General features: G+C 49.9%; 8 protein-coding genes. All 8 read left to right on the top strand.

The window, feature by feature from the left end; translation table 11 throughout:
- Positions 1-114 precede the first annotated feature (114 nt).
- The 8 genes from HCG48_RS06370 (at position 115) to HCG48_RS06335 (ending at position 12,513) form a co-directional block, all read left to right on the top strand.
- Complete coding sequence (locus tag HCG48_RS06370; protein WP_246259939.1) at positions 115-600, top strand: GbsR/MarR family transcriptional regulator; 486 nt, start codon at positions 115-117, stop codon at positions 598-600.
- A gap of 68 nt (positions 601-668) precedes the next feature.
- Positions 669-2,393: a permuted SH3 domain-containing protein gene (locus HCG48_RS06365; RefSeq protein WP_168568397.1), complete on the top strand. Its 1,725-nt coding sequence runs from the start codon at positions 669-671 to the stop codon at positions 2,391-2,393.
- A 605-nt stretch (positions 2,394-2,998) separates the two neighbouring features.
- Entirely contained in the window at positions 2,999-4,216 is a 1,218-nt protein-coding gene (locus tag HCG48_RS06360) for an ABC transporter permease (protein ID WP_168568396.1), read from the top strand.
- 144 nt (positions 4,217-4,360) lie between these two features.
- Positions 4,361-5,413: a WD40 repeat domain-containing protein gene (locus HCG48_RS06355; RefSeq protein WP_168568395.1), complete on the top strand. Its 1,053-nt coding sequence runs from the start codon at positions 4,361-4,363 to the stop codon at positions 5,411-5,413.
- A 239-nt stretch (positions 5,414-5,652) separates the two neighbouring features.
- Positions 5,653-6,867 (top strand): ABC transporter permease, encoded by a 1,215-nt coding sequence (locus tag HCG48_RS06350; protein WP_168568394.1) that lies wholly within the window; start codon positions 5,653-5,655, stop codon positions 6,865-6,867.
- A gap of 265 nt (positions 6,868-7,132) precedes the next feature.
- A complete protein-coding gene (locus HCG48_RS06345) occupies positions 7,133-7,909 on the top strand; it encodes an ABC transporter ATP-binding protein (protein WP_168568393.1) in 777 nt (258 codons plus the stop codon).
- 60 nt (positions 7,910-7,969) lie between these two features.
- The gene (locus tag HCG48_RS06340; protein ID WP_168568392.1) at positions 7,970-11,368 is read left to right on the top strand and encodes a response regulator; all 3,399 of its coding nucleotides are present in this window, start codon (positions 7,970-7,972) and stop codon (positions 11,366-11,368) included.
- A 428-nt stretch (positions 11,369-11,796) separates the two neighbouring features.
- Positions 11,797-12,513, top strand: a complete 717-nt coding sequence (locus HCG48_RS06335) for a biliverdin-producing heme oxygenase (RefSeq protein ID WP_168568391.1) — start codon at positions 11,797-11,799, stop codon at positions 12,511-12,513.
- The last annotated feature ends 45 nt before the right edge of the window (positions 12,514-12,558 follow it).

Below are 12,558 nucleotides of genomic sequence, written 5' to 3'. Positions count from 1 at the left end.
CCAGCCATACGCCGAACTAGCGGGGGCAAGGTGGATGAGCTTCGGCAATGGCGATCGTTCAATAATTACTGAACAATTTGAAACGTGTTAGGATCGCACTAAAGCCAAACAGGTTTGAGCATTATTCAGTTGGACGAAGAACGGCGGCAATTTGAACTGAAACGATTTGTCGAAGAAGTCGGGGTACTCTTCGAGTTGATGGGCCTGCCTCGGATGGCGGGACGCATTTTAGGCTGGCTGTTGATTTCCTCTCCGCCGCACCAGTCGTTTAGTGAATTAGCACGAGGGTTGCAAGCGAGCAAAGGCTCGATCAGTAGCATGACGCGCTTGTTGATTCAGGCGGGAATCGTTGAGAAAATAAGCTTACCGGGCGATCGGCAATCTTATTTTCAGATTCAATTAGGCGCTTGGTCGGAGTTAATCCGTGCGCGTCTAGCACAAATGAGAGCTATTCGCGAAGTGGCCGAACGGGGGTTGACCTTGTTAGAGGGGGAAGATCCCGAACGGAAACGGAGATTGGAAGAAATGCGGGACGTTCATGCATTTTTCGAGCGCGAATTACCTGTGTTGACCGATCGCTGGGAACGAGAACACCATTAAAGGCGATCGCCAAACCCTTCGCGAAATATTCTTAGTTGATTGGCATCGTTGGATTTAGGAGGAACCTCATGCAAGTCAAGTCACGATCGCCCGAAAACCCCGATCGCCACTCAGAAGAGTTAGCCGCCAAGGCGGAAGAAACCCCGGAAGTTCGGGAGAATCTGGAGCGAAAGCGTCCGAACGAACCGCCGCCGAAGAAAAAAGGGGTGGGGAAAAAGGCGATCGCCGCGATCGCGATCGTCGCCGTTCTCGGGATCGGAACCTTCGGCTATTTCCGCGTCCAAAACCGCAGACCGAAAGCGGAGGCGATCGCCGAACTGACCGTCCCGGTAGAATTACAAGATTTGACCGTCCGCATCGAAGCAAGCGGCAAAGTTCAGCCGATTCAAAGCGTCAATATTTCGCCAAAAACCTCCGGCAGACTCGCCGAACTATACGTGGAACAAGGCGATCGAGTCGAAGCGGGAGAGGCGATCGCCCGGATGGAGAGTCAGGAAATCGAGGCTCAACTGCGCCAAGCCGAAGCTCGCCTGGCCGACGCGATCGCCCAACTGGCCGAACGACGGGCTGGAGCGCGTCCCGAGCAAATCGCCCAAGCGCGATCGCGCCTCGAACAACAACAAGCCGCCCTCGAAGAAGTCCGCCGGGGCGCCCGTCCCGAAACCATCAGCCGCGCCGAAGCCAGAGTCGCTCAAGCCGAAGCGAATTTAGCCGAAGTACTCGCCGGGCCGCGTCCCGAAGAAATCGCCCAAGCCCGCGCCCGGGTGGACTCGGCGCGGGTTCAAGCCCGTTTGGCCCAGCAACGGAAACAACGCAATCAATATTTAGCCGAAGAAGGCGCGATTTCCCAAGACGACCTCGATGCTGCCGTCACCGAGTGGGAACGGGCGCAAGCGAGTTTGCGCGAAGCCGAACAGAATCTAGAACTGTTGGAAACGGGTAGCCGTAGCGAAGATATCGCCCAAGCCCGGGCCGCCGTCGCCGAAGCGCGCGCCGACTTGCGAGAACTGGAAAACGGCAGCCGCAGCGAAGATATTCAACAAGCCGAAGCCCGGGTACGCGAAGCGCGACAGGCATTAGACGAACTGCTCGCCGGAACTCGTGACGAACAAATTGCCGCCGCCGAAGCGAGAGTCTCGGAAGCTCAAGCGCAGGTGCAGTTTTACGAAGTGCAAGCTAATGATAGTTTGGTGCGCGCTCCCTTCGCCGGACAAATTACCCAGAAATACGCCACTGAGGGGGCGTTCGTGACGCCGACGACTTCCGCTTCGGCCACTTCTTCGGCAACTTCGACCTCGATTGTGGCTCTGGCGCGGGGCTTGGAGGTGCTGGCGAAGGTTCCGGAAGCGGATATCAGCCAAATTAAGCCGGGACAACAGGTGGAAATTGTCGCCGATGCCTATCCGGATTTGACTTTTTACGGACAAGTGAAGTTAATTGCACCGGAAGCGATCGAAGAGCGAGACGTGACGTTATTTGAAATCCGTGCGGCGATCGAAACGGGAACGGATAAGTTGCAGTCCGGGATGAATGTGGATGTTACGTTTTTAGGGGAAGAATTGAGCGATGCTTTGGTCGTGCCGACGGTGGCGATCGTGACCCAAAAAGGGGAAACGGGGGTGTTAGTTCCCGATGAGAAAAATGAGCCTGTTTTTCAACCCGTGACGATCGGACCGACGATCGGCGATCGCATTCAAATCCTCGATGGTATTCAGGCGGGCGATCGTGTCTTTACCGAGTTACCGGAAGGACAAAAATTAGATGAAATTCTCAAACAAGGTATGGAAAATTAAACGAAAATTGAGCAAAATTCTCATACTCTTAGAACTGCACAAGAGATTTGAGAGTTTAGAGTTTAGCTTGAAGAAGTAATGCTTTCCTTCTGAGGTCTAATTCCTGAGTTCTTTGAGAAATTGTTTGTAAAATAAACATGAAAAGTCATGTTTGCGAGAAAGCGATCGCCGGAGCATCAAATGACCGATGGCTACTATCGAGTTACCCCAACGCTCTCGGCGTTTCTATGGTGTTCTGTAGGGGTTGGGTTACCCAACTCCTGCTAGATTTTTTTATATAGCATTTTCCTCTGCTATGCAAGACATTTAGATCCCCCTAAATCCCCCTTAAAAAGGGGGACTTTCCTCGTTCCCTCCTCTATCCCCCCAACTCCCCTTTGAAAGGGGGGCGAAGGGGGCATAGAGGGATCGGCACTGTACTTCATCAGATCGCCCGAGTGCTGTATTTCCTCGATCGACAGTCTCTTAGACAGCGATCGGTACTTTTTAAAAATAGTGAGGGAACGAGGCAAGATGCCCGCACTGCAGTCGATTTATTGCTCTTGTCTCTTGCTTCTTGTCTCTTCCCTACTTCTTACTCTCTACTCCCTACTTCCTTAAAACTAATGGATATTATCGAAAGCTTCCACATGGCTTTTACGACCTTAAAAGCCAATAAAATGCGTAGTACCTTGACCATGTTGGGGATTATTATTGGTAATGCTTCCGTGATTGCCACCTTGGGGGTGGGAGAGGGGGCGCGGCGGTTTGTGGAAAGTCAGGTAAACTCCCTGGGGACTAATTTATTATTTGTGGTTTCTGGCAGTCCGAAAGCCCAAAGAAGACCCGTGTTTCCGCCACAAACGTTAGTGCTGGAAGATGCGCGGGCGATCGCCGAACAAGTTCCCTCGGTCAAAGCAGTTGCGCCGCAATTAAATGCGACGGAACGGGTGAATTATAGGAGTAAAAATATTTCTACACTTTTATATGGAACGACGCCGGAAGTTTTAGTCGTTAGAAACTTTGATGTGGGGAGTGGTCGCTTTTTTAGTGACTTGGATGTCAAGAAAAATACAGCGGTGGTGGCCTTGGGTTCCGATCTGGCCGATTTATTATTTGAAGGGAAAAATCCGATCGGCGAACAAATTCGGATTAAAGGGGTTTCGTTTTTAGTTATTGGCGTCATGAAGCCGAAAGGTTCGACTTTTGGGGTGAATTTCGATCGCCTCGCGTTTATACCCGTGACGACCTTAGCCAATCGGATTGTCGGACAAACCTCGCCTTATGGATTGCAAGTCAATTTTATTTCGGTATCCGTTGAAAATCTCAATAATATGGAAGCGGCACAGTTCCAAATTGAAAACTTATTGAGACTGCGACATAAAATTACCGACGAAGATGATTTTACCGTCAGAAATCAGCAAGATTTACAGCAAATTATGGGATCGATTACCGGCGCGTTGACCGCATTATTGGCGGCGATCGCCGGAATTTCATTATTAGTCGGCGGGATTGGTATTATGAATATTATGCTGGTTTCGGTGACGGAGAGAACGAAAGAAATCGGCTTGAGAAAGGCGATCGGAGCCTCGCAAAATGATATTTTACTTCAGTTTACAATCGAGGCGGTGATTCTCTCCGTACTCGGAGGGGCGATCGGAACCGGGATCGGTGTCGGTGGGATTTTCTTAATTGCTCAATTGACCGAATTTGAAGCAGGAATCTCGATCGTGGCGATCGCCCTCGCCACCGGAGTTTCAGGCGCAACGGGCTTTATTTTCGGCGTGCTTCCCGCCAAACAAGCGGCGAAACTCGATCCGATCGTCGCGTTGCGAGGCGCTTAAGAGTTTATGTTTGAGAGTTCACAGTTGACCCGGAAACGCGGGGGGAGAAACGGCGATCGCCCGGGTTCGGATCGCTTTTAGCGCGAGTGGTGAGATATCCTCAATGGGGAAATTGAAATTATCGGATTTAGAATCTCAAAAAACATGAAACCGTCTTGGCGTGGGTTGTTGCTTTCTAGTTCGATCGCCTTGTTGTTAATGGGCGTCACCGTTGGCGGTTCGATTCCTGGCGCTCGTTCGCAAACCGATCCGGCGCCCCCAGTCAACGCCCCGACCCCCAGGAATCGACGCACGTTTATTCCCGTCAATACCCTGACCGGACATCTCGGTGGGGTCAACGCGATCGCCTTCAGTCCCGACGGAACGCGCTTGGCGAGTGGGAGTAGCGATCGCACCATCAAACTTTGGAATTGGGAAAACGCCCAACTCGACAATACCTTAAGCGGACATTCCGGGGACGTGAACTCGGTCAGTTTCAGTCCCGACGGCGAACTTCTCGCCAGTGGAAGTGACGACAAAACCGTGAAATTGTGGGATGTTCCGACGGGACAACTCGTTGGAACCCGCTTGGGTCATAGCTTCTCCGTGCAATCCGTCGCCTTTTCCCCCGACGGCGAAAGCGTGGCGAGTGCGAGTTCGGACAAAACCATCAAAATTTGGAACGTCAACACGACCGAAGAACAAGAAAACCTCAAACGTCACAGTAGTTATATTTGGGCGATCGCCTACAGTCCCGACGGCGAAAAACTAGCCAGTGGCGGTTACGACAACGAAGTTCATGTCGGCAATCTTACAGGAAGTTGGTTCTGGTTTATCGGAGGTGGTTACGACACCTTCAAAGGACATTCGGCCCCGGTTTTATCCGTCGCTTACAGTCCCGACGGGTCGAAAATTGCCAGTGGGAGTGCGGACGGAACGATCAAAATTTGGGATGTGGACGACCAAAAATTATTGAGTACCCTCACCGGACATCGGGATTGGGTGTTGTCCGTCGCCTTTTCTCCCGACGGCGAAAGTCTGGTCAGTGGGAGTGCGGACCGCACGATTAAAGTGTGGAATGTTGCAAGCGGATCGTTAGAAACTACCCTGACCAAACACCAAGGAAAAGTATTTGCCGTTGCTTTTTCTCCCGATGGTAAAACCCTAGCCAGTGGGAGTGCGGATAATACGATTCAAATTTGGCAAGCTTATCCGTAGAAACAAAATTATCCCCTTGCTCGATCCAAGGGAGTCGGGAGGATCCCCCTCAATCCCCCTTAAAAAGGGGGACTTGAAGAGATGATTGTTGCCCGATCGCATTTTTGCTAGAAGGGAGGACATCGAAACCGAAATTTAGCCCGAAATTTAGCCCGAAATTTAGCCATAAATTCAGCCATCCAAAGGGATTCGATCGCCCGCCGTTCGATTCCTAACTGCCTAGAGGAGCGATCGCCATTATGGATATTTTAGAAAGCATTAAAATGTCGGTCACGACGTTAATCGCTAATAAAATGCGTAGCGGTTTGACCATGTTAGGTATTATTATCGGCAATGCGTCGGTGATTGCCACCGTCGGCGTGGGAGAAGGAGCGCAAAACTTTATCGCCAGCCAGTTAGAAGGACTCGGAACCAACGTGCTGTTCGTCGAACCGGGGAGTCCGGAAGCCGCCAATCGACCGGGACCGCGCCCCAAAACCCTCGTCTTTGCTGACGCCCAGGCGATCGCCTCTCAAGTCCCCTCAGTCAAAGGAGTCGCCCCGGAATTAACGGGTAGTGAATTGGTCAAAGTTGGCAATCAAAATCTGTCGGTGTTGGTCGTCGGAACGACCCCCGATTATCCGTCAGTACGCGGATTTGAACTCGGAACAGGTCGTTTTATTACCGCTTTAGATATCGAACGCAATAAAGCCGTCGTCGTCCTCGGATCGCAAGTTGCCGATGAATTATTCGATGAAAATCCATTAGGAAAACAGATTCGGCTTAAAAATGTTTCTCTAGAAATTATCGGCGTCATGCAACCGAAAGGATCGTCATTCGGGACGAATTATGACGAAACGATCTTTTTACCGATTACGACCATGGCGAATCGCATTGTCGGGCGAACTTCCCCCTACGGTTTAGAAGTGACGTATATTTCCGTAGCGGCGCGAGACGAAGGAAGTATGAATGCGGCACAATTTCAGATTGAAAATTTATTGCGATTGCGCCATCAAATTACCGACGAAGATGATTTTACCGTCACCAACCAAAAGGATTTAATGCAAACGGTCGATGCGATTTCCGGGGCGTTAAAATTGATGTTGGGGGCGGTGGCAAGTATTTCTCTATTTGTCGGCGGGATTGGGATTATGAATATCATGTTAGTGTCGGTGACCGAACGCACTCAAGAAATTGGACTGCGAAAGGCGATCGGTGCTTCCCAACAGGATATTTTAATTCAGTTCACGATCGAATCGATTATTTTAGCGATCGCGGGGGGTTTAGTCGGAACGGCGATCGGTGTCAGTGGCGTCTTAGTGGTCGCCGAATTTACCGCATTTAAAGCGGGAGTTTCTTGGGCTGCTATTTCGGTAGCCACAGGGGTTTCTGGTGGAATTGGCCTATTTTTCGGCATCGTTCCCGCCCGTCGCGCAGCTAAATTAGATCCGATTGTAGCGTTGAGAACGACTTAAGGGGGGAGTCGGGAATAAGCTGTTTTTCTTTTAAAATACACGGGTATAAAGAGGGGGCGGGCTAAATTCGATGGGGTTGTTAAAAACAATTCTCCTCCGTCGAGGCTTTCGCGTCCGCAGGCTTGACTCATACAGTTTAAATATCTAACAGTTTAACTGCTTAGAGAAAAGGTAGACAGTTTTAGGGCAACGATTTTAGGGCGACGATCGCGATCGCGCTAAAATCCCCAATCCCCAATCTAAACTCTAAACTCTAAAATCCAAAATGACTCTAGAAACCGATCGCTCGCAAAGCTTTACGAATGGTAACGGTCACCGTCCGTCCGAACATCAACCCGTCATTGTCCGACTTGAAAACATTTACAAAATTTACGGGACGGGAAATACAGAAGTGCGCGCCCTCAATGGGGTGTCTCTCAACGTTCACGAAGGCGAATATTGCTCGATTATGGGGCCTTCGGGGTCGGGAAAGTCCACGGCGATGAATATTATTGGCTGTTTGGATCGTCCGACTTTGGGGAATTACTATCTCGACGGGGTGAGTGTGGCGCAGATGGATGAGGGAGATCTCGCGGCAATTCGCAATCGGAAACTCGGATTTGTTTTCCAGCAATTCCACTTATTAGCGCAATTGACGGCCCTAGAAAATGTGATGTTACCGATGGTTTATGCAGGAATTCCGACCCGGGAACGGCGCGATCGCGGAATCGCCGCCTTGACCCGAGTGGGGTTGGAAAATCGGCTGCACAACAAACCGAATCAGCTTTCTGGGGGACAGCAGCAACGGGTCGCCATCGCACGGGCGATCGTCAACCAACCTGTATTATTACTCGCCGACGAACCCACGGGCGCCTTGGACTCGAAAACCACCGAAGAAGTCATCGGGATTTTCTCCGAACTCAATCAAAGTGGAATGACCATCGTCATGGTGACTCACGAACCGGATGTCGCCAGCAAAACCCGGCGCATTGTTTGGTTTCGCGATGGCGAAGTCATCCACTCTCACCTCAAACCGGAAGACCTCCATCAAGTCGTAGGCTGACTTCCCGGCATAATATAAGCAAGATCGTCCCTTGACCTAACTGCGGACTTGCTAACCGCCATGAGCAATATTTTGCCTTGGATGCGCTCTCGTGGAGCCTATGTGCTCTTATTTGCGATCGCCGTTTTAACATCAGTGGTGCTGGCGCTTCCTGGCGAGACCCAACCCTATTTAGACTCGACAGGTAACGAACCCGTCGTACTCGATCGCGGTTGGGAATATCGTTGGGGGGATTCTCCCATCGACGGAACCGGGACGCCGCTTTGGACGCAATCGGAGGCGGATAAGGAAGCGTGGCACCCTTTAGAAGTCCCGGGAACCCTCACCAAACCGCCGGGAGTCGATCGCCTGTGGTTGCGCGTCGATGCGCCACCGTTACTGTGGAGCAATCCCAGTATTGATTTGCGCGGGGTGCCCAATATTTTAATGTTTTATCTCGACGATCGCGCGATCGAACGCTTCACCGATTTCGATCGCTCCGGAGAAGTTAAGATCCTCGAATATTATTGGCCGATCGTTCCTTTACCCACCAACACCCAAGGCGATCGCTTCATTTTCCGCGTCGATATGACCGACCTCAACCGCTTGTTAGTCGGCGGTTACGGTGGAGTTGTCGTCGGATCCAATAAAGATTTAATTGCGCGCTTGATCAATCGCGAACTCGATCGCGTGGTTTTGGGCTTTTTCTTCGTCGTCGGCGGTCTTTTTTGTACGATCGCCTCGATTAAAAATAAAAACGAACAAATTGCTTATTTTTCCTTCGGTTTGTCGGCTTTGTGCATCGGCATTCACGTTTTAACCCACACACAAATTATTTTTCTGCTTTTCCCCCATCATCAGGTTTTATATACCCTGCGATCGATCTCTTTCTATTTAATCCCCATCGGTCCCTATTTATTTTTCGAGGTCATTTTTGGCTCGGGATATCGCTCGATCGTCCGGCGAATGTGGCAGTTACACGCGGTTTACGCCGGGGTTGCGTTCCTCCTGACATCGATCGGCTTAGTCGAGTGGGAAATCACGCGCAATATCTTTTACTTATTGGCGATCGCCAGTATGTCCGTCCTGATTTTTACCAGCTTTAAAGTTGCCGCCAAAGGCAGCATCGAAGCTAAATTATTTACCGCAGGTTTTCTCGTCATGGCTTTATTTGCCATTCGCGATATTCTGCTCGAATTCAAACTCATTCCCGGCGATAAAGCCCTCTACTACTGGGGAATGTTTGTTTTTATCATCTTCCTCGAACTTATTTTAGAACGCCGTTTAAACGAAGCCAACCGCCGCTTACAAGCCTACTCCCAAGAATTAGAAGCCAAAAATGCCGCCTTACAAGAAATGGACAAACTCAAAGACGAGTTTTTGGCCAATACTTCCCACGAATTGCGAACCCCACTCAACGGCATTATTGGCTTAGCCGAATCCACCATCGACGCGGCGGCGGGACAACTGAGTAAAACCCAAATGACCAACTTATCGATGATCGCCGCAAGCGGTCGTCGCTTGGCCCATTTAATTGACGATATTCTCGACTTTGCTAAACTCAAACATAAAAATATCGACCTCCACCTCAAACCGATCGGCATGAGGGAAATGGTCGCCGTTGTTTTAACCATTTGTCAGCCCTTGGTCGGCAAAAAATCTCTGGACTTAATTAATTCGATCGATGCCGATTTACCCCCGGTTTTGGCCGATGAAAATCGCGTGCAGCAGATTCTTTATAACTTAGTAGGAAATGCGATTAAATTCACCGAAACTGGAGTAGTCGAAATTTCGGCCAGGGCGATCGCTCCCGAGGACGAATATAATGCAGAGTCAACGCAATTTTTAGCCGTCACGATCGCCGATACCGGAATCGGCATCCGTCCGGAACACCGCGATCGCATCTTTGAATCCTTCGAGCAAGGCGACGGCTCCACAGGCAGACAGTATGGCGGGGCGGGATTGGGACTGGCCGTGACCAAGCAACTCGTGGAACTCCACGGCGGGGCGATCGCCGTCAACTCGGAACCCGGTAAAGGCTCGCAATTTACGTTTACTTTGCCTGTTTCTACCGAAACGGCTACCGCTCCGTCAGAAACCTGGGGAACCTATCGAGCAACTGTTGCTAAATTAGCGGAAAGCACTAGCAGTTGGGGCGAAAATGGCAACGGCGCGATCGTCAATGCCATTGGATCGAGCAATGGAAGCCCTAAAATTACCAGTAATGGTTCTGGAGATTTCAAAATCTTAATTGTCGATGACGAACCCGTCAATTTACAAGTTTTAGTCAATCATTTATCCCTACAACATTACTCAGTCACTCAAGCGACAAACGGACCGGACGCATTGGCGATTATCGAGGGAGGATTTAAACCGGATTTAATTGTTCTCGATGTCATGATGCCTCGAATGACGGGTTATGAAGTCTGCCAGAAAATTCGCGAAAAATTTGCCGCCACTCAACTTCCAGTCGTGATGCTGACGGCTAAAAATCAAGTATCCGATCTGGTCGCGGGATTGAATGTCGGCGCTAACGATTATTTAGCAAAACCTGTTTCTAAAAACGAACTGCTCGCTCGGATTAAAACCCACATTCAGTTAGCGAAAATCAATCTCGCTTACGGTCGGTTCGTTCCTCACGAGTTTCTCCAGTTTTTAGAAAAAGAAAGTATCGTCAACGTCCAACTCGGCGATCAAGTTTTGAAAGAGATGACGGTGTTATTTTCCGATATTCGTTCGTTTACGACCCTTTCGGAAGGAATGACCCCCAAGGAGAATTTTGATTTCCTCAACGAGTATTTAAGTCGCGTCGGTCCGGTGATTCGCCAACATCAAGGGTTTATCGATAAATATATTGGCGATGCGGTGATGGCGTTATTTCCCGACACGCCGGAAGATGCCATTAAAGCGGCGATCGCCATGCAAGAAGCCGTGGTAAACTACAATCACGAACGAGAGCAGCATCATCGTCCGCCGATCGCGATCGGGATTGGCTTACACATGGGAAGTTTGATGTTAGGAACCATCGGCGAACACGAACGCATGGAAAGTACGGTGATCTCCGATGCAGTCAATCTCGCTTCTCGTTTGGAAGGCTTGACAAAGCTTTATGGAGCCTCGATTATTATTAGCGGCCAAATGCGCGATCGTCTTCCCAATCCCAATCAGTACAACACTCGCTTTTTAGGAAAGGTTCAAGTTAAAGGAAAAACTCAATCAGTTTCCGTGTTCGAGGTTTTCGATGGCGACCCCCCAGAACTTCGCCGTTTGAAGTTAGAAACTCGTCATATTTTCGAGCAAGCTCGCTTGCTTTACGAAGCGCAAAATCTAGAAGAAGCTGAGGCAATGTTTCACGAAGTTTTAGGGATTAACCCCCAAGATAAAGCCGCTTCTCTCTATATCAAACGCTGTCAACAATATCGCGAACAAGGATTTTCAGACGAGTGGGACGCCGTAGAATTGTTGAGCGAGAAAATGTAAGTCCCACCTCGATCTATTCGTTCTCAACTTACTGCACGGTTGAGAATCTGCTCGCCGTCCCGTTTCCAGGTTGAGGATGAAGTGAGAACGGTGCAGGTCGAGACGAGATGCACGCGCTCTTGTCTCCCCAACCCCTTCCCAGGCGGGGGGTCGCGCGATCGCCTCTCCCGAAATTTTAGGGAATCATTGCATCATCTAAAACTTCCCAACCCCTTATAAAACTGTACTTTTTTAAGCTGAAATCTCAAATCTAAAATCTAAAATCTTCCCTCTGCTTCCCCAGATTTGGCAATCTTTAAAATTCTTAATGAAAATTCTCATCAAATCGGTCTAAGGTAACAAATTAGTGGAGATCTGTTTTTAGGCTCTCTTCGACCCCCAAGAGAACCACCGCCGTTCGTTTAAAGTTCGTAACTCTAAGAAACCGAATGAGTAGTAATTTAGCAACCAAATTGCGCGAAGGTACGAAAAAATCCCACACCATGGCAGAAAACGTGGGATTTGTCAAGTGCTTTTTAAAAGGAACTGTCGAGAAAACCTCTTACCGGAATCTGGTGACGAATCTCTACTTCGTCTATACGGCGATGGAAGAAGAAATGGAACGTCACAAAGACCATCCGATCGTGTCTAAAATCTACTTCCCCGAGCTCAACCGCAAGGCGAGTTTGGAGAGCGATTTGGCGTACTACTACGGCAACAACTGGCGCGAGCAAGTGGCGCCCTCGGAAGCCGGAAAAGCTTACGTGCAACGGATTCGGGAAGTGTCGGAAACGGCGCCGGAATTCTTGGTGGCCCATTCCTACACCCGCTATCTCGGCGATCTCTCCGGCGGTCAAATCCTCAAAGGAATTGCCCAACGAGCGATGAATCTCCAAGATGGCGAAGGGACCGCCTTCTACGAGTTTGAAGATATTGCTGATGAGAAAGCATTTAAAAACAAGTACCGTCAGGCGATGAACGACCTTGAGATCGATGAAGCGACCGCCGATCGCATTGTCGAGGAAGCCAACGATGCGTTTGGGTTGAACATGAACCTGTTCAAAGAACTCGAAGGCAGTTTGATTAAGGCGATCGGTCAGATGTTGTTCAATACCCTCACTCGCCGTCGCGGACGCGGCAGCACGGAATTGGCGACTGCCGAATAATGCCGGATCTCGCGTCAAATCTCGACGATCTGCGATTTGCTTTCA

Origin of the sequence: Oxynema aestuarii AP17 (assembly GCF_012295525.1) — a bacterium.
In the GTDB taxonomy this organism is placed as follows: domain Bacteria; phylum Cyanobacteriota; class Cyanobacteriia; order Cyanobacteriales; family Laspinemataceae; genus Oxynema; species Oxynema aestuarii.
Note: the sequence above shows the minus strand (reverse complement) of the source record. Positions and strands in the feature narration are given on the sequence as shown.

Excerpts from the sequence above, each read along its gene's own strand:
- HCG48_RS06365 (WP_168568397.1), top strand. The coding sequence starts at position 669 with ATGCAAGTCAAGTCACGATCGCCCGAAAACCCCGATCGCCACTCAGAA.
- HCG48_RS06360 (WP_168568396.1), top strand. The coding sequence starts at position 2,999 with ATGGATATTATCGAAAGCTTCCACATGGCTTTTACGACCTTAAAAGCC.
- HCG48_RS06355 (WP_168568395.1), top strand. The coding sequence starts at position 4,361 with ATGAAACCGTCTTGGCGTGGGTTGTTGCTTTCTAGTTCGATCGCCTTG.
- HCG48_RS06350 (WP_168568394.1), top strand. The coding sequence starts at position 5,653 with ATGGATATTTTAGAAAGCATTAAAATGTCGGTCACGACGTTAATCGCT.
- HCG48_RS06345 (WP_168568393.1), top strand. The coding sequence starts at position 7,133 with ATGACTCTAGAAACCGATCGCTCGCAAAGCTTTACGAATGGTAACGGT.
- HCG48_RS06340 (WP_168568392.1), top strand. The coding sequence starts at position 7,970 with ATGAGCAATATTTTGCCTTGGATGCGCTCTCGTGGAGCCTATGTGCTC.
- HCG48_RS06335 (WP_168568391.1), top strand. The coding sequence starts at position 11,797 with ATGAGTAGTAATTTAGCAACCAAATTGCGCGAAGGTACGAAAAAATCC.